This is a genomic window from Nannocystis pusilla, assembly GCF_020073745.1.
GTDB lineage: Bacteria > Myxococcota_A > Polyangia > Nannocystales > Nannocystaceae > Nannocystis > Nannocystis radixulma.
The window spans coordinates 17896-41397 of record NZ_JAIRAU010000019.1; the positions used below are offsets into that span (position 1 = coordinate 17896).

General features: G+C 73.4%; 25 protein-coding genes and 1 pseudogene. 18 read left to right on the forward strand and 8 right to left on the reverse strand.

Annotated elements, in window-relative coordinates; all coding sequences use genetic code 11:
- Positions 1-148 precede the first annotated feature (148 nt).
- The 7 genes from K7C98_RS15185 to K7C98_RS15215 all read left to right on the forward strand — a co-directional run bounded on the left by K7C98_RS15185 (position 149) and on the right by K7C98_RS15215 (position 8745).
- Positions 149-3664: a serine/threonine-protein kinase PknK gene (locus tag K7C98_RS15185; RefSeq protein WP_224192375.1), complete on the forward strand. Its 3516-nt coding sequence runs from the start codon at positions 149-151 to the stop codon at positions 3662-3664.
- 20 nt (positions 3665-3684) lie between these two features.
- Complete coding sequence (locus tag K7C98_RS15190) at positions 3685-4602, forward strand: FHA domain-containing protein (RefSeq protein ID WP_224192376.1); 918 nt, start codon at positions 3685-3687, stop codon at positions 4600-4602.
- 142 nt (positions 4603-4744) lie between these two features.
- Positions 4745-5221 carry a lectin MOA-related protein gene (locus K7C98_RS15195; RefSeq protein WP_224192377.1) on the forward strand — a complete coding sequence of 159 codons (477 nt, stop codon included), beginning with the start codon at positions 4745-4747 and terminating at the stop codon, positions 5219-5221.
- A gap of 116 nt (positions 5222-5337) precedes the next feature.
- Positions 5338-6366, forward strand: coding sequence for a trypsin-like serine peptidase (locus K7C98_RS15200; RefSeq protein WP_224192378.1), 1029 nt, complete (start codon positions 5338-5340; stop codon positions 6364-6366).
- Between the two features lie 13 nt (positions 6367-6379).
- A complete protein-coding gene (locus tag K7C98_RS15205) occupies positions 6380-6946 on the forward strand; it encodes a hypothetical protein (protein ID WP_224192379.1) in 567 nt (188 codons plus the stop codon).
- Between the two features lie 3 nt (positions 6947-6949).
- On the forward strand, positions 6950-7975 hold the full coding sequence (locus tag K7C98_RS15210; RefSeq protein ID WP_224192380.1) for a hypothetical protein: 1026 nt from the start codon (positions 6950-6952) through the stop codon (positions 7973-7975).
- A 215-nt stretch (positions 7976-8190) separates the two neighbouring features.
- Complete coding sequence (locus K7C98_RS15215; protein ID WP_224192381.1) at positions 8191-8745, forward strand: hypothetical protein; 555 nt, start codon at positions 8191-8193, stop codon at positions 8743-8745.
- Between the two features lie 102 nt (positions 8746-8847).
- Here K7C98_RS15215 and K7C98_RS15220 read toward each other — a convergent pair whose 3' ends face one another.
- Entirely contained in the window at positions 8848-9897 is a 1050-nt protein-coding gene (locus K7C98_RS15220) for a pirin family protein (protein ID WP_224192382.1), read from the reverse strand.
- Between the two features lie 204 nt (positions 9898-10101).
- Between K7C98_RS15220 and K7C98_RS15225 the strand changes: the two genes are divergently transcribed.
- From K7C98_RS15225 to K7C98_RS15245, 5 genes are all read left to right on the forward strand, one after another.
- Positions 10102-11055: a hypothetical protein gene (locus K7C98_RS15225; protein ID WP_224192383.1), complete on the forward strand. Its 954-nt coding sequence runs from the start codon at positions 10102-10104 to the stop codon at positions 11053-11055.
- 108 nt (positions 11056-11163) lie between these two features.
- Positions 11164-11718: a GTP cyclohydrolase I FolE gene (gene folE / locus K7C98_RS15230; protein WP_263429530.1), complete on the forward strand. Its 555-nt coding sequence runs from the start codon at positions 11164-11166 to the stop codon at positions 11716-11718.
- Between the two features lie 43 nt (positions 11719-11761).
- Positions 11762-12157, forward strand: coding sequence for a 6-carboxytetrahydropterin synthase QueD (gene queD / locus K7C98_RS15235; RefSeq protein ID WP_224192385.1), 396 nt, complete (start codon positions 11762-11764; stop codon positions 12155-12157).
- Entirely contained in the window at positions 12154-12687 is a 534-nt protein-coding gene (locus K7C98_RS15240) for a 6-pyruvoyl trahydropterin synthase family protein (protein ID WP_224192386.1), read from the forward strand. The genes queD and K7C98_RS15240 overlap by 4 nt, the downstream gene beginning before the upstream one ends.
- A complete protein-coding gene (locus K7C98_RS15245; RefSeq protein WP_224192387.1) occupies positions 12684-13397 on the forward strand; it encodes an SDR family oxidoreductase in 714 nt (237 codons plus the stop codon). Before K7C98_RS15240 ends, K7C98_RS15245 begins: the two co-directional genes overlap by 4 nt.
- 68 nt (positions 13398-13465) lie before the next feature.
- Here the strand turns inward: K7C98_RS15245 and K7C98_RS15250 are convergent, their stop codons facing one another.
- Positions 13466-14527, reverse strand: coding sequence for a peptidoglycan DD-metalloendopeptidase family protein (locus K7C98_RS15250; RefSeq protein ID WP_224192388.1), 1062 nt, complete (start codon positions 14525-14527; stop codon positions 13466-13468).
- 51 nt (positions 14528-14578) lie between these two features.
- Between K7C98_RS15250 and K7C98_RS15255 the strand changes: the two genes are divergently transcribed.
- Positions 14579-14764: a hypothetical protein gene (locus K7C98_RS15255; protein ID WP_224192389.1), complete on the forward strand. Its 186-nt coding sequence runs from the start codon at positions 14579-14581 to the stop codon at positions 14762-14764.
- A 232-nt stretch (positions 14765-14996) separates the two neighbouring features.
- On the opposite strand, the gene K7C98_RS15260 is transcribed toward K7C98_RS15255, so the two are convergent.
- From K7C98_RS15260 to K7C98_RS15275, 4 genes are all read right to left on the reverse strand, one after another.
- Positions 14997-15359 carry a hypothetical protein gene (locus K7C98_RS15260; RefSeq protein WP_224192390.1) on the reverse strand — a complete coding sequence of 121 codons (363 nt, stop codon included), beginning with the start codon at positions 15357-15359 and terminating at the stop codon, positions 14997-14999.
- A gap of 497 nt (positions 15360-15856) precedes the next feature.
- Positions 15857-16858, reverse strand: a complete 1002-nt coding sequence (locus tag K7C98_RS15265; RefSeq protein ID WP_224192391.1) for a hypothetical protein — start codon at positions 16856-16858, stop codon at positions 15857-15859.
- Positions 16859-17134: 276 nt separating this feature from the next.
- Positions 17135-17389, reverse strand: a complete 255-nt coding sequence (locus tag K7C98_RS15270; protein WP_224192392.1) for a hypothetical protein — start codon at positions 17387-17389, stop codon at positions 17135-17137.
- Positions 17390-17403: 14 nt separating this feature from the next.
- Entirely contained in the window at positions 17404-18066 is a 663-nt protein-coding gene (locus K7C98_RS15275) for a Coq4 family protein (RefSeq protein WP_224192393.1), read from the reverse strand.
- Positions 18067-18137: 71 nt separating this feature from the next.
- Here K7C98_RS15275 and K7C98_RS44800 point away from each other — a divergent pair, with 71 nt between their 5' ends.
- Positions 18138-18773 carry a TetR/AcrR family transcriptional regulator gene (locus K7C98_RS44800; protein WP_224192394.1) on the forward strand — a complete coding sequence of 212 codons (636 nt, stop codon included), beginning with the start codon at positions 18138-18140 and terminating at the stop codon, positions 18771-18773.
- A 134-nt stretch (positions 18774-18907) separates the two neighbouring features.
- On the opposite strand, the gene K7C98_RS15285 is transcribed toward K7C98_RS44800, so the two are convergent.
- Complete coding sequence (locus K7C98_RS15285; protein WP_224192395.1) at positions 18908-20395, reverse strand: flavoprotein; 1488 nt, start codon at positions 20393-20395, stop codon at positions 18908-18910.
- A gap of 52 nt (positions 20396-20447) precedes the next feature.
- On the reverse strand, positions 20448-20861 hold the full coding sequence (locus tag K7C98_RS15290; RefSeq protein ID WP_224192396.1) for a hypothetical protein: 414 nt from the start codon (positions 20859-20861) through the stop codon (positions 20448-20450).
- A gap of 182 nt (positions 20862-21043) precedes the next feature.
- Between K7C98_RS15290 and K7C98_RS15295 the strand changes: the two genes are divergently transcribed.
- From K7C98_RS15295 to K7C98_RS15310, 4 genes and pseudogenes are all read left to right on the forward strand, one after another.
- Entirely contained in the window at positions 21044-22114 is a 1071-nt protein-coding gene (locus K7C98_RS15295; protein WP_224192397.1) for a cupin domain-containing protein, read from the forward strand.
- 109 nt (positions 22115-22223) lie between these two features.
- The gene (locus tag K7C98_RS15300; protein ID WP_224192398.1) at positions 22224-22604 is read left to right on the forward strand and encodes a hypothetical protein; all 381 of its coding nucleotides are present in this window, start codon (positions 22224-22226) and stop codon (positions 22602-22604) included.
- Between the two features lie 280 nt (positions 22605-22884).
- A pseudogene (locus tag K7C98_RS15305) lies at positions 22885-23112 on the forward strand (DUF3072 domain-containing protein); the annotation flags it as partial.
- A gap of 167 nt (positions 23113-23279) precedes the next feature.
- Complete coding sequence (locus K7C98_RS15310) at positions 23280-23492, forward strand: DUF3606 domain-containing protein (protein WP_224192400.1); 213 nt, start codon at positions 23280-23282, stop codon at positions 23490-23492.
- The last annotated feature ends 10 nt before the right edge of the window (positions 23493-23502 follow it).

A 23502-nucleotide genomic window follows, 5' to 3' on the forward strand; every position in this document is an offset into this window, starting at 1 on the left:
ATGTGATGACCCCGTCGGTCGCCCGGTCCGCGGCCGCGGCCCTGCGCCCATCTCCAGTGCCTGCTTCACCCACATTGGATCCGGAACTCTGGTTCGGCGAGCGCGCGCTCGCGTCCATGGGCCGGGTTCGGCTAACCTCGCCGCGAGCATGGCCCTGACGTCGGACTCGACGCAGACGACGCAGACGACCGCGGACGAGTCCAGCGACGGGCCGTCCGACCCGCCGCCGACCCCGGGGGAGCGCATCGGGCCGTATCGCCTGGTCCGCTACCTCGGCGCGGGCGGCATGGGGCTGGTCTACGAGGCGATCGACGACGAGCTCGGCGACCGGGTGGCGATCAAGACGCTGAGCCGACTCGATCCGTGGCGGCTGTTCCGGCTCAAGCAGGAATTCCGCACGCTGGCGGGCATCCGCCACGACAACCTGGTCCGCCACGAGGCGCTGGTGGTGGCCGACGGGACGTGGTTTTTGGCGATGGAGTACGTCGGCGGGGCGCGGCTCGTCGAGGCCGTGCGCGCCGATCCGGGCCAGCTGCGGCCGGCGCTGGCGCAGCTGGCCGCAGGCGTGCGGGCGCTGCACGCCGCCGGGGTGCTCCACCTCGACCTCAAGCCCGCCAACGTGCTCGTCGAGGCCGGGGGTCGGGTCGTGATCCTCGACTTCGGCCTGGCCCAGAGCGCGACCGTCAGCGCCGGCGCGAGCCCCCGCGGGGCCGCCGGCACGCCGGGGTACATCGCCCCGGAGCTGCTGCGCGGCGCCGCGGCCTCGCCGGCCAGCGACTGGTTCGCCGTCGGCGTGATCCTGTTTCAGCTGCTCACCGGCGAGCTCCCGGGGCCGCATCGCCGGCCGTCCGAGCGCGCCGGCGCCGTCCCGCCCGACCTCGACGGGCTGTGTGCGGCGATGCTCGCACCTGACCCGAAGGACAGGCCGGACGGGGCCGAGATCGCCGGCCGCCTCGGCGTCACGGTGAAGGCCGGCGACGACCGCGGGCCGGTGCCGCTGCTGGGCCGCGACGACGAGCGCGCGGCGCTGCTGCAGGCCCTCGCCGAGGCAACCCCCGGGGCGCCGAACTTCGTGCGCGTGTCGGGGGCCTCGGGGGTCGGCAAGACCCGGCTGGTGCGCGAGGTGCTGGGCGAGCTGGAGCGCGACGGCGCGGCGCTGGTGCTGGCCGGGCGCTGCTACGAGTGCGAATCGGTGCCCTACGGCGGCTTCGACGCGGTCGTCGACGCGCTGATGCGCCGGCTGCGGGCCGCGAGGTGCTGGCGCGAGGTCGACGTCGCCGCCGCCTCGACCGTGTTCCCGGTGCTGTCGGCGCTGCTGCGCGGGCCGCAGGAGGACCCCGAGGGCGCCGTCGAGCGGGCCGCGGCGTTCGCCGCCGTGCGGGCCCTGATCGCCGCCGCCGCGGGCGGTCGTCCGGTCGTGCTGTTCGTCGACGACCTCCACCACGCCGGCGCCGACACGGCCGGGCTGATGCTCGACCTGCTGCTGCCGCGCGACGACGAGCTCGCGCTGACGATCGTCGCCACCTGCCGCAGCGACCGCGAGGCCGACAGCGCCTGCCTGCGCGAGCTGTACGCGCGCGCCGACGCCCGCGGCCAGGCGATCGCCGAGCGCCGGCTCGCCGTCGCCGCGCTCGCCCGCGACGCCTGCGAGGCGCTGCTGCGCCACCACCTCGGCGAGCGCGCCGACGCGGCCATCGCCGACCTGGCCCAAGAGTCAGGCGGCAACCCGTTCTTGCTCGAGGCGCTGGCGCTGGGCGGCGCCGCGGGGCCGGTACCGGCGATCGCCGAGTGGGTCCGGCGGCGCGCGCAGGGCCTGTCCGCGGAGGCGCAACGCCTGCTCGCCGCCGTCGCGCTCGCGGGCCAGCCGCTGCCGCAGGGCGTGCTGCTGCAGGCCGCGCGGGTGCAGAGCCCGGGCGCGACGCTGGGGGCCCTGCGGGCGCTGGCGCTGATCCGCATGCAGGGGTCGCGGCGGTGGGACATCGTCGAGCCGACGCACGACCGGATCGGCGAGGGCGTGGTCGGCGGGCTCGAGCCGGGGCTGCGGGTCGAGCTGCACGCGGCCCTCGCCGGCGCGCTCGAGCGCGAGCGCTGGGGCGCCCCCGAGCTGCGGGCGCGCCACTGGAAGGGCGCCGGCGAGCTGGCCCGGGCCTCGGGCGCCGCCGAGGAGGCCGCGGCCGAGGCCGAGCAGGCGCTGGCGTTCGAGCGCGCCGCGGCGCTGCTCGGCGACGCGGCCGAGTGGATCGCCGGCGAGGACCGCCCGCGCGCCGCCGAGCTGCGCCGCCGCCAGGGCCGCGTGCTCGTGCGCGCCGGTCGCTGCGCCGCCGGGGCCGAGGCGTTCCTGCGCGGCGCCGAAGATGTCCCCGAGGACAGCCGCTCCGAGCTCCTGCGCCAGGCCGCCGACGCGTGGATGGCCGGCGGCTACATCGATCGCGGGCTCGACCTGTTGCGGCCCATGCTGCGCGCCGAGGGCCTGTGGTGGCCGCGCTCGACCCCGCTGGCCGCGCTGGCCCTGCTATGGACATACGCGCGCCTGCGCCTGCGCGGCATCGAGGCCCGCGGCGACGTCGCGCCGACCGACGCGCAGCTGCGGCGCGTCGACCTGTGCTGGTCGGTCGGCATGGGCCTCACCAACACGATGCCGGCCGACGGCATGCTGTTCGCGGTGCGGGCATTGCTGGCCGCGCTGCAGGCCGGCGAGCCGCAGCGGATCGGCCGCGGGCTCGCCGTGCTCGGGGCATTTCATCGAATGATCGGGCGCGCCGAGGTCGGCGCCCGCTATGTCCAGAGGGCCCGCGAGATCGCCGAGGCCCGCGACGACCCGCAGCTGCTCGGCCTCACCTACGTGTGCTCCGCCGCCGACGCGATGATCAGCGGCGATTGGCGCGAGTGCGCCGCGCGGTGCGCCCGCGGCCTCGACGCCCTGTCGGCGCCGCGGGCCGGCATGCCGTGGGAGCGCGTGCTCGGGGCCTGCTTCGAATTGACCGCGCTCGACCAGCTCGGCCGATTCGTCGACGTCGAGCGCCGCGCCGGCGAACACCTGCGCGACGCCGAGGCTCGCGGCGACCTCTACGGCCTCGTGGTGTTCAGTCAGTTCTTCGCCCAGGCCCGCGTCGCCGCCGGCGATCTGGCGACCGCTCGCCACTACGCCCGCGACAGCGTGCGCCGCTGGACCCGCCGCGATTACACCCTGCAGCACTTCTACGCCCTGCGGATCGAGGTCTGCTGCGACCTCTACGACGGCGAGGCCGTGCGCGCCGACTCGGCGTTGCGCGAGCGCTGGGGCGCGATCTCCCGCGCGGGGCTGCTGCGCAACCCGATCTCGCGGATCGACGCGCTGCTGCTGCGGGCCCGCTGCGCCCTGGCCCGGGGCGATCGTCGCGGCGCCGCGTGCATCGCCAGGCGGCTCGCCTGCGAGTCGCGGCCCGACGCCGGGCTGCACGCGCGGTGGATCCGGGCGCGGGCGGCCCCGCAGCGGCCCGGGGCGGCTGCCGAGCTCGCCGCGGCCGCACGCGGCTTCGGCGAAGTCGACATGACCATGGCCGCCTGGGCTCTCGAGCGGCGGCTCGCCGGCGCCGATCACGAGCGGCTCGCGCAGGCGGACCGCGCCCTCCGTGAGCTAGGTGTTCGCGACCCCGAACGCTGGCAGCGCGTCTTCCTGCCGTGATTGCGATAACATCGCGGCCCGTGGGAGCGCTCCTGGGGCTCGATACGGGGCGGGAAGAGCTGCTTCCTGCCCGCTGCCTGGTCGGCCGCTCCCGCGCGTGCGACCTCATCCTCGCGGCGCGCGACGTCTCGAGCCAGCACGCCGTCGTGCAATGGACCGGCGCGGTGTGGGAGCTGCAGGACCTGGGCAGCCGCAACGGCACCAGCGTCGGCGAGCACCGGCTGGCGTTCGGCGAGCGGGTGCCGCTGCGCCGCGGCCTGCAGCTCCGGTTCGGCCGCCAGTCGGGCGCCTTCGAGTTCGTCGACGACAGCGCGCCGCGGCCGATGGCGATCCACCTCGACAGCGGCCGGATCCGCGTCGCCGACGGCGGGCTGCTGGCGCTGCCCGACGAGGACGCGCCCGAGCTGGTCCTGTACCCCGAGATGCCTGACCGGTGGATGGGCGAGCGTCCTGGCGAGATCTCGGAGGTCGGCGACCGCGCCGTCGTGCTCGTGCGCGGCGAGATGTGGCGCGTGCACCTCCCGACCGGCGGCTCGGGCACCTGGGAGGAGAGCCAGGCCGGGCTCGTGGTCGCCGACCTGCAGCTGCGGTTCTCGCACAGCTCCGACGAGGAGTACGTCGAGCTGGTGGCGATCGCGGAGGGCCGGCGGATCGACCTCCAGGCCCGCGCGCACCACTACCCGCTCCTGCTGCTCGCGCGGGCGCGGCTGGCCGACCGGCAGCGCGGCGTACCCGGGCCGGAGCAGGGGTGGGTGCATCAGGACCGGCTGCTGACGATGCTGAAGATCGAGCCGGGTCACCTCAATATCAGCATCCATCGCAGTCGCGGGCAGCTCGGCCAGCACGGCGTGCTCGACGCCGCGAAGCTGGTGGAGCGGCGCAAGGGCACGCGTCAGCTGCGCCTCGGCGTCGAGCAGATCGAGATCGTCCGGGTCTGAGCGGCCTCGGCCGTAACGCCGCGGTAATGTACACGCCGGGGCGAGCGTGCGAGTTTTGCCCGGCGAATCGGGGCGGTCGATGAGTTCCTCCTATATATCCGCGCGCGGCCGCCTCTCGGGGACCCGGATCGCGGCGAGATCGGTGATATCCGTAGACAACGCCGACCTCGCCGCCGAGCCGGGCTCTCCGGGGCGGATAGCGACCTCCGAATGGCTCGACCGTCTGATTCGTACCACCCTCGCCGGCAAGCTGAGCCCGGCCGCGCTGCTGCGCTTCGGCGACAACAGCTATTATTTGCCGTCGCGCCGGGAGCTGGCGCTCATCTTGCGCGAGAGCCAGGCCGACCGCAAGCAGCACATGCTCGAGCGCTACGATTGTGACGACTTCGCCTACGCGATCAAGGGCGAGATGACGGCCCACGCGTACGACGCCGGCGAGCTGCGCTACGGGCTGTGCGTCGGGCTCGCGTGGGGCAAGTTCGACTGGATGACCGTCGCCGGCCAGGCCGTCAACTGGGCCGTCACCTGCGACGAGGCGGTGTGGTTCATCGAGCCGCAGACCGACGACATCTACCCCTGCGAGCGCTGCACCGGCGGGCTCGAGCTGCTCCTCGTGTGAGGGCGTCCCGCGAGGCGCCGCCGGCGGAGATCGATCCGCGGTCTCGATTCGTTGTAATCGCGCGGTAACTGCCGCACTGCGGCCAGCGCGTAGCATTGCGCGAAGAACCGCGAGACATGCCGCCCACCGATCTCCGCCACGTGAATCTCGAGCTGTTGTTGCGCGAGCTGGATCGCCGTCTCCCGACCGACGTCGCGTCGATCGACCTCGGCGGGGCGTCCTCCCCGGCCCTGGCCGCCGCGGCGATCCGGCAGCTGGTGGCGGTGCACGGCTCGAACGACCTCGTCAACGTGCCGCCGGAGGGCCGGGCCCTGCCGCCGCGGCTCGACGTGCTCCTCGGCAAGCTCGACATCCACGACCGCCAGGCCACCGACTACTTGCGGGAGCTGCGAGCCGACGAGGAGGGCGTGGCCGTCCTGTTCGACCGCGCCGAGCTCGGCGAGCTGGTCGACGGCCACTACCTCCTGCGCACCAAACCGCTGCGCGAGCACTTCGACCTGTGCGACGCCCGCTTCGGGCGCGAGCCGTGCATCCCGGGCGCCCGCGGCTCGGGCTTCCTGGTCGCGCGCTACCCGGCCCGCCGGCGCAGCCGCTGGCTGGTGACCGCCTCGCATTGCATCTCCCCGGCGGAGATCGCCAGCACCGTCGTCACCTTCGCCTTCGACGTCGCGGCCGTGCAGGACGGCGTGGTCCGGATCGCCGCCGACGAGGTCTACGAGCTGCGCGCCGAGCTGCTGCGCTGCGCCGAGGGCGACCCGGCCGACTGGGCCATCTTCGAGCTCGACCGCGAGGTCGAGGGCCGCACGATCCGCCCGCTGGCGTGCGAGCCGATCGGCCTGGCGCGCCCGGTTCACGTCGTCGGGCACCCGCTCGGCCTGCCGCGCAAGCTGGCCGGCAACGCGCTCGTGCGCGAGGCCGCGGTCGATCACTTCAAGGCCAACCTCGACGCCTACGGCGGCAACTCCGGCTCGCCGATCTTCGACTCCGAGACCCACGCGATCGTCGGCCTGCTGGTGTCCGGCCAGGAGGACCTGGTGGCCTCGCTCGGCTGCAAGCTCGATCAATGCATGCTCGACCAGTGCCCCGGCGAGGTCTGCACCCGCGTGGCCCTGTTCGCCGATTTCATCCCCTATCCCGAACTGTAGCGAAAGGAACCTCGTGCTGCTGTATCTGCTCACCGACTTCGCCCGCGACGTCGCCGGCGTCCGCGACCGCTTCGCCAACGACCCCGCCGCCGTCCTCGACGACTACAACGTCAAACCGGCCGACTATCAGGCGCTCGTCAATCTGCCCGAGGGCATCGTCACGCTGCTGCCGGTCGGCGTCGTCGACGCCATCCGCGCGATCAAGGAGGTCCCGCAGCCGACCATGTTGTGGCCGGGGCCGACGCTGTCGATCGGCGGCGTCCAACCCGACCTCGTCGGCCTCGGTCAGCCGGTCGCGCTGGCGATCACGATCGAGGTCGATCCGCCCGACGAGTTCTCCGGCAGCCCCGAGTTCGCGGTCGAGGTCTATTTCCGGCGCGAGCTCACCGTCGTCCACGGCGCGCCCGTCCTGCCGATCCCCGTACCGGCGCCGCCGGTCGACGAGGTCACCTTCGAGTGCCTCGCCACCTTCGAGGAGCCGGGCGAGTACCAGGTCGACGTCGCGGTCACGCGCCTGCGGCCGCGCCCGTTCCGCAAGGTCGCCCGCTACTACGGAACCCTCAAGGTCCGGCGGGGCTGAGCCGTGCCGCCCGTCCCGCACGAGGTCCTGGCCGCGGTCGCCTCGCACGTCCCGGCCGAGCTGGTCGCGCCGGCGCGCTTCGAGGCGATCGCCGCGTGGTCGCGCCGGCTGCCCCCGGCCTTCAACTGGCTCGGGTTCGAGTGCCGGCTCGCCGAGGGCGACCCGCGCGTCGACTTCGCCGGCTGCTGCGAGGCGTGGGACGGCGGCCGCGATCAGCTGCTGCGCGCCCTCGCGGCCGAGCCCGGGCTGTGCGCGCCCGGGCCGGCGGCGCTGGTGCGCGAGTGGCCGCACGACCCTGTCCTGAAGGACAGCCCGTCGGTGTGGCTCGAGTTCGACTTCGACGGCGCCGGCCCGCCCGCCTCGTTCGCGTTCCTGTGCCTCGACCCCGCCTGCGCCAACACCTTCCGCGCCCACCGCGGGGCCGAGCGCCCGCCGATGGCCGCGCTGCTGGCGGCCGCCGAGCGCGGCTCGACCTTGCTCCTGGGACATGCCCCATCGGCCATGTGCATCGATTCGCTGCGGCGCGCGGCCGAGGCCCTGCCGCCGTCCGGTCGGGCCCTGCACGTCGCCGCCACGCCGCACCGCGGGGTCGACGACCTGCGCGTCCACGTCGCCCTGCTCGCCCGCGACGTGCCCGCCTGGCTGCGCCGCATCGAGTGGCCCGGCGAGATCGCGGCGGTCGAGCGCGCGCTCGCCGTCATCGGCGACGAGTTCCGCCAGGTCGGCGTGCAGGTGGCCATCGGCGATCGCCTGCGCCCCCTGCTCGGCCTCGAGGCGTACGTCGCCCGCGGCCCGGGCGACTTCCCCGCGTGGCAGCGCACCTTCGCGGCGCTCGCCGACGAGCGCGCGTGCGACCCGACCAAGACGCGCGCGCTGCTCGACTGGTGGGGCCACGCCACGGTCTCGCTGCCGGGCGCGCCTTGGCGGGTGGCGATCCACCGCCAGTTCTACGTCAAGGTGATCGTCGAGGGCGACCGCCTGCAGGCCAAGGGCTACCTGGCGATCTTTCCTCGCTACACGCTGTTGTGATCGCACAACGCTCGGCGGTACCGGCGCTGCGACCGATCGGCGCCGGCGCCGCCGGGTCGCGCACGCCTGCCGCGTCGCGAGAAGGTCGCAATGGTGACGCTCATGCGTCAGCAGGATCTGCGAACCTCGCCCTCGTGACCGAGGTGCGACGAGACAGACGAGCGAGGCAGGCGCTGCGGACCGTGCAGGCGTGGGCGGCCGACAGGGTCGCGCGCGTGCGGACGCGGGCCGCCGAGAAGTCGACGCACGTGCTCGCCGCCGGGGGCGTGCGGGCGGCCGCGACGGCGCTGGAGCTGGCGACGGGCCCGATCGGCGGGACGCTGGTGGCGGCGGGCGCCGAGGCGGCGGTGCTGGCGATCGCCACCGACGCGGTCCGGCGCACCCTCGCCGGGAGCGCCACCGAATCGGAGCTGCGCGCGGTGCTGCCGGCGGTGATCGCCGCACTGACGCGCGCCCGGTTGTGCGAGGCCCACGTCGCCGAGGGCTGGCGCGTGGCCTGCGGGATCGAGGACGCCGGGCGCGGCGGGCAGGCGCTCGTGGTCGGGCTCCGTCGCGCCACGGTCGCTGTCGCCGCCTCGCGGGTGGCCGTGGCTGCCGTGCGGAAGGCCGGTTTCAAGAAGTGGCTGTGGGTCGGTTCGGTCGTCACGGTCGCGCGCCTGCCCGCGGAGGTGCGTCGCGCGTGTGAGCTGGTGCGCCGCGCCGAGCACGAGGCGCTCGTCCTCGCCGGTCGCGTCAGCGCCCGCAAGGACGACGATCGCGGCGTCGCGTGAGCTGTCCTTCAGGACAGGACGAGAGTGCGGCCGCGAGGTCGACGGACATCCGCCGCACCCAGGTGTGATTCTCCGAGCAGCCGGCCACGGCGCCCGCAGTCGTTACGCCGGCCGCTCCTTGCGCCCGTCGGCGTGGACGGCGAAGCGCCCCTCCTCGCGCGCGTGCACCGGGCCGTCGCTGCGCCACGGCCAGCCGCCGAAGCGGGTGCGTTGATAGTCGCTGAAGGCCTTCTGGATCTCCGCCTGCGAGTTCATCACGAACGGGCCGTACGCGGCCACCGGCTCGCCGATCGGGCGGCCCTGCAGCAGCAGCAGCTCGCTCGCCTCGGCGCCGCCGACCAGCTCCACGGCGGCCTCGGGCCGCAGCTGCACGCGATGACCGACGCCGACCTGCCGGCCTGCGATCTGCGCCTCGCGACCGCGGAAGAAGTACAGGGCGCGCAGGGTCCCGGGCGCGGCGGCCGGCAGCGTCCAGCGGGCCCCGGGCGCGAGCACGATCGAGGCGATGGCGACGTCGGTGTCGGGCCGCGCGGCCCACGAGTTCGGCGGCGGAGCCGGCGGCGCGGCCCCGTCGAAGCGCCCGGCGACCACCGTGATCTCGGCGCGACGACCCTCGCCGTCGGTGGCCACGAGCGTCGGGATCGTCTCGCGCCACAGCATCGAGAAGTGCGGCGGCGCCAGCTTGTTCGCGCGCGGCAGGTTGAGCCAGATCTGGAACAGCTCGGCCGGATTGGGCCCGGTGCGGTCGAGCAGCGGGAACATCTCCGAATGCACGATGCCGGCCCCGGCCGTCAGCCATTGCACGTCGCCGCCGCCGAACCGCGCGGCCGCCCCCAGCGAATCGCTGTGATCGATGAGGCCGCGGCGCACGATCGTCACCGTCTCGAATCCGCGGTGCGGGTGCGCCGGGAATCCGGGCACCACGTCGCCGTGGTACATGCGCCAGCCGTCGATGCCGGCGAAGTCGCGGCCGATCTCGCGACCGGCGAGCGAGGCCGCCGGCCCGAGCTGCTCGTTGCCCGCGGGGTACGCGTCGTCGTGGTGGACGCAGAAGAGGAACGGATCGAGCGTCGGCCACGGCGGCTCGCCGAGCGGGATCACGCCCAGCACGGCGTCGACGGTCGAGGGAGTGGGATGGTCTTGCTCGCGCATGCCGGTCCGAGTATGGAGTCGTGAGGCTCGAAGATAAGCCCGGACAGTGAAACGTTCTGTTGCCTTGCAGGCAACAACGCGCGCAGCTCGGCCGGCAACACGCGTACACGCGTCCGGACGCCGGAGCCCCGACCTGCACGTGCAGCCCTCGCGCAGCCCGCGCGACGCTTGTGAGGGGTCCGGGCGCCGCGTACCGTGGCCGCCATGCTTGAAATAATCACCCGCGCTCCCCTCGCCTGCGCCGCGGCCTCGCTGGCCCTGCTGACGGCCTGCGGCGACGACGGCGGCCGCCTCGACAGCATCAGCGCCGGCATCACGACGACGCCGCCGCCGCCGACGACCTCGCCCGCGACGACGACGACGACCGACGCGACCACGGGCACCAGCGACGACGGCTCCGGCACGTCGACGGACGCCGTCGCTACGACCGCTCCGACCACGACGGAGGCGTCGAGCACGGGCGCGCCGCCGCTGACGACGTCGGGCGGGGCGAAGTTCGACCTCGGGGTGCAGCCGGACGTCGGCATGACGGAGTGCGTGGATTGTGGGCTGACGATCGACTCACAGCAATCGGGCACGCTGGCGATCCTCAATCAAAACGTGTTCGCCCACGCGACGCTGGACGGCGAGATCGTGTACGCGCTCGGCAACGCGGGCGCGGGCCGCTTCATCGCCACGGCCGACAGCAGCCTGCCCTTCAACGAGCAGACGGACTGCCCGATCCGCGAGTGGCTGGCCGGCAGCCCCGACCCCAACCCGACGATGTTCTGGTTCGGCTGGGGCCCGTCCGACGGCCCGAAGAATTGGACCTACCCCGGCGAATCGTCGTACTACCACCTGCCGGCGCAATACGTCGGCAACCCCGCCCAGCTGGCGATGGACTACGACATCGTCATGTACCTCGAGGGCTCGGGCCAGTTCGACGACGGCGACCAGCCGACCGACGTCGAGATGCAAACGCTGTACGAGTACGTCACGGTCTACGGCGGCGGCGCGTACATCAGCTCGGAGTTCGCCGGCTACATGAAGGCCTCCGACTACGCGAGCGTGAACCGCGTCCTGATGCCGCTCGGCGTCGAGGCGCTCGAGGTCAACCTCGACTGGGGCGACGTGAACGGCCAGATCGAGTTCAGCTGCTTCCCCGCGCCGGTCGGCTGAGCTCGTCGTTCCGCGCGCGGTTTGGAGCGGACCGCGCCGCGGTGCTATCCTTCGCGCTTCGTGTCCGACCTGCCCGACCGGTCCGCCGCCGACGCGGCGCTCTCCTCGATGATGGACGCCGTCGCCGCGCTGCTGCGCGGCGTCGGCGAAGATCCGGCGCGTGAGGGCCTGGAGCGCACGCCCGAGCGCGTCGCGCGGGCGCTGCGGTTCCTCACCAGCGGCTACGACCAGTCGCTCGACGCGCTGCTCAACGGCGCCATCTTCGACGTCGGCCACGACGAGATGGTGCTCGTCCGCGACATCGACATGTTCAGCCTGTGCGAGCACCACATGCTGCCATTCATCGGCCGCGCGCACATCGGCTACATCCCCGACCGCAAGGTCGTCGGCCTGTCGAAGCTCGCCCGCGTGGTCGAGATGTTCGCCCGCCGCCTGCAGGTCCAGGAGCGGCTCACGCGCCAGATCGCCGAGGCCATCCAGGAGGTGCTGCAGCCGCAAGGCGTCGCCGTCGTCATCGAGGCCAGCCACATGTGCATGATCATGCGCGGGGTGCAGAAGCCCAACGCGTGGACGGTGACCTCGTCGATGCTCGGTGTCTTCAAGGACAACCTCAACACGCGTCAGGAATTCCTCAACCTCATCCGCCACAAGGTGGTTTCCTAGCGCGGGCTGGACGACCCGTCGCTTGCGAGCTATCCCCCCGTCGATGGAGCTCTTCCGCGTCTACCGCTTCGAGGCCGCGCACCGCCTGCCGGCCGTACCACCTGGCCACAAGTGCAGCCGGCTCCACGGCCACTCGTACGCCGTCGAGGTGCGCGTGCGCGGCCCGGTCCGCGCCGACGCCGGCTGGATCATCGACCTCGGCGACCTCGACCTCGCCTGGGAGCCGCTCCACCGGCTCCTCGACCACCGCTACCTCAACGAGGTCGAGGGCCTCGACAACCCGACCAGCGAAGTCCTCGCCCGCTGGATCTGGCGCCGCCTGCGGCCCGCCCTGCCGCTGCTGACCGAGGTCGGCGTGCGCGAGACCTGCACCTGCGGCTGCGTGTACCGCGGCGAGGACGAGCCCGACGCCAATTCCGTCACCCGAGGCCAGCGATGACCGCGAGCACCACCGACGAACCACGCGATCCGACGACGCTCGAACTCACCACCATCGAGCTCGCCAAGGAATCGATGAAGTTCTCGGCCGGGCACTTCACGATCTTCTCCGCCGACCGGCGCGAGCGCCTGCACGGCCACAACTTCGCCGTCTCGGTGAGCCTCACCGGCGAGCCCGACGACAACGGCATGATGGGCGACTACGGCGAGTTCAAGCGCATCGTGCTCGACCTGTGCCGCGACCTCGACGAGTGGGTCCTGCTCCCCGGCCGCTCGCCGCACCTGATCCTGCGCGAGGAGGGCCCGTACCTGTTCGCCGAGTTCGACGGCCACACGATCCCGTTCCTGCGCAGCGACGTGCAGGTGCTGCCGGTCCGCAACGTCACCGTCGAGGAGCTCGCGCGCCACCTGTGCTCCCGCCTCGTCGACGAGGGCCAGGTCCTCCAGGTCGCGCCGATCCACGGCCTCACGGTCAAGGTATCCTCGGGCCCGGGTCAGCTCGGCTCGGCGAGCTGGCAAAGGGGCACATGAGCACGGCCACAGACACCATCGTCCTCACCGGCGGCAGCGCCGGCATCGGCGCGGCGATCGCCGCCCGCTCGCGCGCCGACGGTCGGCGCGTCATCAACCTGTCCCGCAGGCCATGTCGAGCCGATGGGGTGATCAACGTCGCGGTCGACCTCGCCGACGCCGCCGCGGTGGCCGAGGCGATCGTGCGCGTGCGCGAGCTGATCGGCGCGCGCGGCCGCGTCCACCTGATCCACAACGCGGCCTTCCCGATCGCCGACGCGGTCAGCGAATTCGACGCCCGCGCCTGCGAGCAGGCGATGCGGCTCAACGTCGTCACCCCGGCCGAGCTCACCGCCGGCCTGCTGCCGACGATGGCCCCGGGCTCGTCGGTGATCTTCATCGGCTCGACGCTGTCCGAGAAGGGCGTGCCCGGCCGCCTGTCGTACTGCGCCAGCAAGCACGCGCTCGTCGGGCTGATGCGCGCCACCGTGCAAGACCTGTTCGGCACCGGCATCCACGCGGTCTGCGTGTGCCCCGGCTTCGTCGATACGCCCCTGCTCGACCCGCTGCGCGCGCGCGGTCCCGAGGTCATGCAGCAGGTCCTCGGCATGGTCTCGTACGGCCGCCTGCTCACGCCCGAGGAGGTCGCCGACATCGTCGCGTTCACGCTCGACCGACCGGCGCTCAACGGGGCGATCATCCACGCGAACCTGGGGCAGCGCGAGAGCTGACGGCCCGCGCCCGGTTCCAACGCGTCGAGCCAGCGGGGTGACGGCGCTGCTGGTCGCTCGCGCTGACCTCACTTCTTGCCGGCGACGGGCGCCGAGACCTTGTCGCCCTTCAAGAACGTGTAGTCCGTGCGCGGCGTCGACGCGCCGTCGCGGACGATCACCGCCTCGGCGAACACGGCCTCGATGCCCCAGCTCTTCTGGAACCGGGGGCCGTCTTGCAATTGCACGTGTAGGTGCGGCTCGCTCGAATTGCCGCTGTTGCCGCACTTGCCCAGCACCTGCCCGCGGCGGACCTTGGCCCCGGGCTTGACCTTGATGCTGCCGGGGATCAAATGGGCATAGGCCGAGTGGAGCTCGCCCTCGTGGCGGAGCACAACCATGTTGCCGGGGGCCATGTATGGGTTGAGCTCTCCGGGCACGCTGTCGGGCACGCCGTCGACGACGGTGACGACCACCCCGTCGGCCACCGCGAGGATGTCCTGGCCGTACGCATAATAGTCGGTGAGCTCGCGTCCGTCGCCCTTGTGCGTCTTGCCGGCGGCGTCGACGATCACCAGATCGGCGGCGCGGCGCTGCGACGCATGATCGATGTGGTGATTGAGCTCCGGCCGGTCGCCGGCCCACACGACCAGCCACTCGCCGCGGAACGGCAGACTGACGGGCGCGCTGCGGGCCACCGGAGGCGCCGTGTCGGGCTCCTTGACCTTCAGCCCCGCGATCCGTCCCTGCTCGTCGACGGTCACCAGCAGCCTGAGCTCGCCCCGCTCGCCGATCACGCGAAATTCACCGTCGCGCTCGCTGGCCTCGAGGGGCGTGACGCCGGTGAGTCGGCCGCGGACCGCGAGGAGTTGGCTGACCACCGGCTGTAGCGTCGAGATCGGGACGGCGGCCTGCATCTCGGGCGAGAAGCGCGCGAACAGGCTCTCGACGTCGCCGGCGTTGATCCACTCGATGACCTCGGCGGCGGTCGTCGTCGCGGTCACGGGGCCCGCCGCCGGTTTCGCTTCGACGGGGGCCGGCGCCGTCGCGGCCGTGGGGGCCGGCTCCGGGCATTTCGGGGGCGGTCCGCCGGCGCAGCCGATCAGGGTCGACACGAGCACCCCGACGATCGGGCACGCGGACGTTTTCATGGGCAGGAATGAAGCACCTCCGAGCGCGCCTCGCAAGCCAATTCACCCCCGATGGCCTGCGCTCGCACCACGATCCGTCGAACGCCGCCGGCCGGTCCGTGGGCGCTGCACACCGCGCTCGTCACCCTCCACGGCACCTTCCTCGCGCTCGCCCTCGTCAACCTGTCCTGGGCGCTCGGCGGGCTGGTCTCATCCCCCGCTGGCACTGCCGGTTGGGGTTGCTGTCCGCCGCGCTGATGTTCGGCTCGGCCACGCTGACTCCCTGGATCGTCGACCGTCCCGGCCCCCTCGGGCTCCCCGGATGGCTGGGTCGTGGAGCGCCGCCTACCCGCTGGCCCGACCTCCGGCCAGGACATCGGAAGCCTGCCGAGCGCCGCATCGCCGCGAACGTTCTCGGATGTCCTCAAGGACATGCCCCTTTGGACTTCTATCGGCTGGGTCGGGATGACCGCGAACCGGCGACGCAGTGTCAGGCGCCGAACACCGGCCGGAAGATCATCGCCCCGAGGATCCCGAGCAGCAGCGCGGCGAAGGCGACGACGTGGCCGCGGGTCGCCCCGCGTTCGACCGCGCTCACCGTCACGATGTGGGCGCTGAGCGACAGGCCGAGCCCGAGCACGATCCACAACTCCGTCAGCGGGATCGCCGACAGCGAGGCCAGGGCGAAGCCGCCGCTCCAGGCGATGAACAGCCCCGTCGAGGCGATCCGGTGCGTCGCCCGCCGCCGCTCCTCGCGCGTCCTGGCGAGCAGCGAGGCGCCCGAGCCGGCGACGAACAGCAGCACCCCGGCGAACTTCGCCAGCAACACCAGATGAACGGCAGGCGTCTCCACACCTGGAGGATAACCGAGCGAACGCCGGCGGCGCGCCCGCGACGACGGGTCGCACTGCCGTCAATCACCGCCCCGAAATCGCGGCGCCGGCGGGCGCGCGCCGCGATTCGCGGCGCACTGGCCCGATTCGTCGATCTGCGCCGGCGGCAGACCCGCGACCGATCAGCGCGCTGCCATCATCCCCTGCGCTGTCGCCGTGCGACGATTGCCGCCGATGTACTGCGGCAGGTCCGCCTCGATCCCCCGCCGTGCCGCGAGCGCCGTCGATATGCGGCGGCAGGTCCGCCTCGGTCGTTCGCGCGGCCTCCCCGCCGTCCCCTGATCGCCGACTCGCAGCCCTCCTGCGACAGCCCTCATTCCGGATCGGGGCAGCGTTGCCGTGTTTTCATTCGCCACGGCAGCCCCGCGACGGCCGGTCGCGCTGTGTACATTCCGCGCCGGCCGTCGAGGCGTGAGGGTTCGGCGCGGGCGCGACGGGCCGTCGCGGGTCGCGGGCTTCAGAACTTCAGCGTCGCCACCGCGCCGATCTGCGCCTTGCTCACCTTTTTAAAGGTCGCGCGCATCAGCTCGCCGGCGCAGCAATTGGCCAGCGCCGCGTTGCCGGCGTCGTCCTGCGGCGCCGACGACAGCACGCTGCCGTCCGGGCCGGAGATCGACAGCTTGATCGTCACCTTCTCGCCGCCGCGGGCGTGCACGCGGCAGCGCTCGAGCGCGGACGCCTTGGCCGCGCGGGTGCCGTCGGCGATGTCGCCCGGCTCGAGCTTCTCCGGCAAGCTGCTCGAAGAGACAGCCGCCGGCTGCTCGACCTTGGGCGGCGGCGAGGACGGCTTGGCCTTGCAGCCGCCCGGCGCGAGCAGGCACTCGACGCTGTCCGGCGCGGGCCCGGAAGGGGCCGCCGGGGTCGCGACCTTGACCGGCTGCGGCTTCTCCCCGGCCGGCGAGGCCGGCCTGGCGGGCGACTTGCGCGGGCGCTTGCTCGGCCCGGGCTCCGGCTCCGCGAACGTGACCGCGACCGGTGCCTCGGGCTCGACCGCCTCGGGCTCCGGCTCCGGCTCCGGCTCCGGCTCCGGCGCTTCCGCGGCGGCCAGCGGGGCCGCGGCGATGTGGCGCTCGATGATCACCGGCGACGGCACCGACCCGCGCACCGCCACGTGCGCCGCCAGTGCCATCATTCCCAGCGCCACCAGCCCGAGCACCAGGTACAGCGGGAGCGGCGGCGGGGCCACGGTGGCGGGCCGCTTCGCGCTCACCGGGGTCGGCGGGACCAGCAGCGGGGCCGCCGTCAGCTCGCTGAACCGCGGCGCTCGCGGCTGCGGCGGCGCGGCCTGGATCATCGCGCGCATCGCCCGGACATCGATGAGCCCCGAGCCGTCCTGCGGCTCCGGCTCGGGCACCGGCCGCCTCGCCGCCGGCGCGGGCCGCTCGTCGACGCGACCGACATCCAGGCTGCGCAGGCTGTCGAGCGAGAACAACACCGAGTTCTCATTGCGGGCGCCCATCATGCCACTCGCCCCTCGAACCTCGCGGCCGGCGATCGACTCGCCGCAGCGACTGCATCGCGGGGTCGAGGAGGCGCCCGCGGCGGACAAGATCAAGGCTCCATGGTGATCGCATAAGGTGGTCATGACTGCGTGCCCTCCATTCGCCGCAGCTCCTTGCGACAGGCGCAGATCGTTCGATCGCCGTCGCAGGAGCGCGCCGAGGGATTGTTGCTCACCACCTCAACGCCGCCGCCGCGCCGACGATCTACGCCGCGAGGTCGACCGCCCCCGCGATCACAGGGGCGGCAGCTGGAGCACCACGAATTCCTGGTCGTCGGGCCGCATCTCGCCGCGGCGGCGGCCGGCGCTCAACAGAAAGTCGTCGTCGGCGACCATGACGAGCCGCCCTCCACCTACACCGACGTCCCCCGCGAGCCCGTGCGGGCCCGTGATCGCCAGCAAGTCGGCCCGCGTCCTCGCCTCGCCGATCGCGCCGCGCGCGCCGGATTCGAGCTCGCGCAGCAGCTCGCGTCCGCCGAGCTCGATCACGAGCCCGGCCGCTGTCAGGCCGCCATCGCCGCCGCGCGCACGTCCTCGAGGCGGATCCCGAAGTGTGCCCGCACCTGCTCGATCGGCCAGGTCAGCATCGCCGCCCAGTCGGCCCCGAACAGCGGCCGCGTCGCCTGGCCCAGGCGCCAGCCGCGGGTGATCGCCTCCATGCGCCGGTCGCCGTCCTCGTGGTGGAACAGCATGCCGTTGAGCAGCCCGGCCGACAGCAGCAGGTGCCCGAGCGGCGAGTGCAGCTGGGCGATGTAGAACGCCTGCAGCCCGAGCTCGCCGGCCACGTCGGTGTCGAAGCCGAGCACGGTGTGCCACAGGTCGTGGCTCCGCTCGAGGTGGCGCTTCATCGCCACCGCGTCGCCGGCGGTGTCGAGCGCGCTGTGATAGACCCCGGTCGGGTCGAGCTTGCGCTGGTCGAGGAACGCCGCGAATTCGCGCCCGAGGCTGCCCTCCGGCATCGCCCGCAGCTCCGCGAGCTTGAGCGTCAACGGCGGCAGCGGCCGCGCGAGGTACTGCTTCACCTCGGGGCTGGCGAGCATCCGCTGCAGGCCCGGCGAGTCGTCGAACGAATCGGCGAGGGCGAACACCAGGTCGAGGCGGTCGGTGTCGCGGACGAGGCGGACGTAGGTGCTGGCGAAGCGGATCAGGCCGACGATCTTGCGCATGTGAAACACTCCTTGAGGGCTTGCGAGAAACATGAGGCTTTGCTCAGATCCTCGCTACTCGCGTTTGCCCCGTGGCCGCCCCCGCCCGCAAAAAGCCCGTAAAGCGGCGTCGAAGCCCGATTCAGAGCCGGGGGCAGGCCACCGTCGACGTCATCGTCGAGGCCGCCGCTCAGATCTTGGCCCGCCAGGGTCCGGCCGCGGCCACCACCAACGCCGTGGCCGCGCGCGCCGGGGTCAGCATCGGCACCCTCTACCAGTACTTCGCCGACCGCGAGGCGCTGCTGGTCGAGATCGGGCGTCGCCACGTCGCCGAGATGCAGGCCGTGCTCGCCGGCGCCCTGGCCGGCATCGACGGCCTGGACCTGCCCGCCGCCGTCGACCGCCTCGTCGCCGCGATCGTCGCCAGCCACCGCGTCTCCCCGCGCCTGCACCAGGCGCTGCATCAATCGCTGGCCCGCGACCACCTCGACACCATCGACGCCTTCGAGGTCGCGGTCGAGGCCATGGTCCGCCAGGCCCTCGCGGCCCGCCCCGAGCTCGACCTCGCCGCGCCCGAGCTCACCGCGACCGTCCTGGTCCGCGGCCTCGGCGGCCTGATCCGCACCACCATCCGCCGCGAGCCCGAACGCCTCGACGACCCCGCCCTCGCAATCGCCATGCGCGCGATGATCCTCGGCACCCTCGCCGGCAGCCGCCGCGGCGCGTGAGCGGCGATGCCATGTGTTCCCTCGGACATGCCCTGATGGCCATGTCGTTTACGGCATGCTCACTAGAACATGCTCATTCAAGCATGTTCTCGGAGACACCCCAATTCCTGTCGGGCTGCGCGGCACGACCCTGGCTAGCCGTCGGCCTGCCGGCGCAGCACGAACAGCCTGGCTGCGGGCGCCGCCGACGGGCCCGGCAGCGTGCTCGCGGCCTCGCGCTCGAGCGCGAACTCGGGGCCCAACAGCGCCGCGATCGACTCGGCCGAGTACGGCGTCACCCCGGGGGTCGGCTCGGCCAGCGTCTTCACCACGAGCGCTCCGCCCGGCCTGACCAGGCCGGCCAGCGCGGCGGCGTAGCGCCGGGCCTCCGCGTCGGAGAGCAGGTGCAGGCACGCGCGGTCGAGCGCGACGTCGAAGCGACCGCGCAGGCGCGTCTCGGTGATGTCGTCGGCCAGCCAGATCGCCCGGCTCTCCGGCGCCCGCGCGCGGGCCTGCTCGAGCGCCGCCGTCGACACGTCGGTGGCGACGATCGCATGACCGCGACCCGCGATCGCCGTGGCGAGCGCGCCGAGGCCAGCGCCGATCTCGAGCACCGACAGGCCCGTCTCGCCCTCGCCTGCCAGCGCCGCCAGCAGGTCCGGGTCGGCCGCCTCGGACTGCCACGGCAACTGCTGCGGCGCGCACGTCCGGTACAGCCGATCCCAGCCCTCGGCGCCGCGCGGCGGGCTCGTCACGGCCGCGCTCGCGCGCTCGCGGACGATCGCCTCGAGCAGCTGCACCACCACCTCCGGCGGCGGCGCCCCGCCGAGCATCGGCGTGCGTGTCCCCGGTGGATCGGCGACCTCCAGCGCGCGGGCGGGGTGGGCCACGTGGAGCCCGTCCTCGACGATGCGCGCCAGGTTGCGCTGCACCGCCGGCTCCGCGTACATCGCGGGGTTCATCGACGGCACCACCAGCACCGGCGCGCGCGCGGCCAGGGCCACGGCCGCGACCACCGACGCGTGGTCACCGACGGCGAGGCGGGCGATCGTCGTCGCCGACGCCGGGCAGATCACGACCGCGTCGGCCCACTGCGCCAGCTCGATGTGCGGCACGCGATGGATCTGCCCTTCGGGCCAGATCGAGCTCACCACCGGGTGGTGCGTCAGCGCCTCGAGCGCCTCGGCGCGGACGAACCGCAGCGCGCTGTCGGTCGCCGTCACCCGCACCTCGAACCCGCGCGCTTGCAGCCGCTGGACCAGCGCCGGCGCGTGCATCGTCGCCACCGCGCCGGTCAGCCCGAGCACCACCCGCGGCCCGGGGGCGCGCGTGCGCGGCGACCTGGGCTCACGGCCCGCGTGCTCGAGCGCGCGGGCGCGGAGCAACAGCCGCAGCAGCTCCGCGATCACCTCCGGGCGCTCGATCGGCGCGCCGGTCAGCGCCTCGACGTGGGCCAGCACCTCGGCGCCCGAGCGCGGCGCCGCGAGGAATGTCAACACCTCGGCGGCGAGCGCCGCCGAGTCGCCGGTGAGCGCGTGGCCGTCGCCCTCGGGCGAGAGCACGACCAGGCGCTCGGCGCACTCGTAGATCCGGACCACCGGCGCGCGGCAGAGGGTCCATTCGGTCCAGCGCTCGGGGTCCATCGTCCGTCGTCGTCCTGAAGCTCGCAGCCCGACCGGGCCGCCCGGGATGCTATCATATGAGCAGCAGCTCGCACTTGCCGTCGGCCCAGAGGCAGAACTGCTGCACCCCGCAGGTGGCCTCGTCCTCGATCTTGGCGCAGTCGACGGTGCACTGGAGGATCTCCGGCGGCCAGACGCACAGCGGCGTCGCCTCGCAGGTCGCCTTGTCCTCGATCATCCTGCAGTCGGGCACCCCGTCGGTGTCGGTGCCCGTGCTCGTCGTCGTCGGCGCCATCGTCGCCATCGTCGGGTCCGTCGTCGTCCCGGTCGTGGTCGTGGTGCTGGTGTCGCCGGTGGCCTCGGTCCCCTCGGTCACCGGCGTCGCTGTCGTCTTCTTGTCGTCGTCGCTGCAGGCCGGCGCTGCGGTCACCGCGGAGACCGCGAGGATCGCCGGCACGCACAATCTTCGTCCCGTGTCGCGTCGCACGGCCGGAGGGTACCATGCCCCCCTGTTCGCGCGGATCGCGGGAATTTGTGGCCTCGGCCCCCCGATCCGCCGTCGCGGCCGCTCGAGCTAGAGTGGTCCCGCGCTCCGTCGAGCGGCGCGCGATCTCGGTCTCATCGGACATGTCTTTTTCAACATGTCCTTCACCACAGGTCTGGAAGAACATGTCCCAGAGCAGCAGCATCCGCGCCGCCGAGGTCGTCCTGCCCTGCGCCGATCTCGACCCCGCCGTCGCCTTCTTCGTCGACGTGCTCGGCTTCCGCGTCGACGCGATCGCCCCGGCCGACGCGCCGCGGACGGCGGTGTTGAGCGGCCACGGCCTGCGGGTTCGGCTGCAGCGCGGCGCCTCGGGCTCACCCGGGGTCCTGCGCCTCCTGTGCGACGACCCGGCGGGCCTGGCCGGGGGCGCGCGCGAGCTCGTCGCGCCCAACGGCACCCGCGTCGAGCTGGTGGCCGCCGAGCCGCCGCTGGTCCTGCCGCCGCTGGTCCCCGCGTTCGTGCTCACGCGCCAGGGCGGCGACGTCCACGTCGGTCGGGCCGGCATGCGTTACCGCGACCTCATCCCCGATCGCCAGGGCGGCCGCTTCATCGGCTCGCAGATCGGCATCGAGGCCGGCGGCCCGGTGCCCGACTACGTGCATTACCACATCGTCCGGTTCCAGCTGATCTACTGCCTGCGCGGCTGGGTGCGCGTCGTCTACGAGGACCAGGGCCCGCCGTTCGAGCTGCACGCCGGCGACTGCGTGCTGCAGCCGCCGTACATCCGTCACCGCGTGCTCGAGAGCTCGCCGGGTCTCGAGGTGCTCGAGGTCAGCTGCCCCGCCGAGCACGACACCTTCGCCGACCACGCGCTCGCCCTGCCGACCGCCGACCTGCGACCCGAGCGCGAATTCGGCGGCCAGCGCTTCGTCCGTCACCAGGCCGCGAGCGCGCGCTGGGGCGAATGGCGCCACCCGGGCTTCCTCGCGCGCGACACCGGCATCGCCGCCGCCACCGCGGGCGTCGCCGACGTGCGGGTGGTCAGGCCGCACGGCGCCGACGCCACGCCGACAGCCCAGCACGACGGCGAGCTGCTGCTGTGGTTCGTGCTGGCCGGCGCCGTCACCCTGCACGCCGGCGCGGCCCACTCGCTCACCGCCGGCGATTGCGTGGTCGTCCCGCCCGCGCTGCCGCACGCGCTGGTCGATTGTTCGCCCGAGCTCGAGCTGCTCGAGGTGCGCCTGCCGGCCGCGTGAGCGCGTGAAACAGGTTCGCCGGCGCTCGCCGGCCGACCGTTCGCCCGAGCTCGAGCTGCTCGAGGTGCGCCTGCCGGCCGCGCGAGCACGTGTGATAGGCTGTTTCCCGATGCGCCGCCCAGCGCGCTTTCACCCGCTCCTCCTCGTCTGCCTCGCCGCGCTGGCGTGTCCCGGCCGGCGGACCGAGGTGCTCGCGCGGGCCGGCACGGGCGCCGACGAGATCCGCATCGTCCTCCACAGCGAGACCAGCCGCTCCGGCTCGAATCACAGCACCTTCGCCCCCCGCTGCGACACGTACACCGTCGACGAGGTGTTCCTCGAGGTCGGCGGAGCCGATCGCAAGGTCTGGTGGGATCACGACCGGGACCTCGCGTACGCGATCGAAGTCCGCGCGCCGCAGCGCATCGCCGTGCGTCGCGGCCACGAACCGTGGCAGGTGTTCGTGCGCGACGGCGACCGTCTCGAGCCGCAAGCCGACGCCGCGAAATGAACCCTCGCGACGACATCGACGCGCGAGCTCCCGCTCCCTGCGAGGCCGCGTGCTGTCGACCTTGATGTCCGCGCCGGCGGCACCGCCGAGCCAGCCTGCAGGACCGGGACCTCGCCGCGGCGCGTGCCCCTCCCCCATGGCGACCGGGGCCATTGCCGGCAGCCTGTCGCCGGCCGCGCCGTGGCCGTCGCCCGCGCCGGGCCCCGCCGCGGGCGCCGCTGCGACCGGCGCCACGCGGCCGCCGAGTGGGCAGCGGCGCGCCGGTCCGTATAGTGATTGCATGCGCAAGGACAACCCGAAGATCGGACCGCGCGACCACGATGTCCCCTCCAACCTCGAGAAGGACCCCGACGATTGGGTCACGGGCGACGAGCGGATGACCGACGCCCAGGCGTCGTACCTCAAGACGCTGTGCGAGGAGGCCCACGAGCCGTTCGACCCGGCGCTGACCAAGGCCGAGGCGTCGAAGCGGATCGAGGCGCTGCAGCACGTCACCGGCCGCGGCCGGCACGACGACGCCCCCGCGGGCGAGGCCCCCGCGCGCGAGCCTTCCGCGTGCCCGCAGCCCGGCGGGCGCGGCGAGGACTACAGCCCCGACGACCTCGACGAATGACGGCACCCGCGATCACCTGAGCCCGCATGCGCCGCCGGGCCCGGGAAACCACACTCGAGTCCATGCAGAACGCTCCGAAGACCCGCGGGCCGCACGACCCGAAGAAGATCGACCTCAATCACGACTGGGAGCTCGACTACTGGACGCGCGAGCTCGGCGTCACCGAGCTCGAGCTGCGCGAGGCCATCCGTTCGGTCGGCAGCAACGAGACCGAGCGGGTCCGCAAGCACCTCATGGGCGCGCGGCCGCAGCAGATCATCGACCGCAGCGCCTGACCCCAAGGCC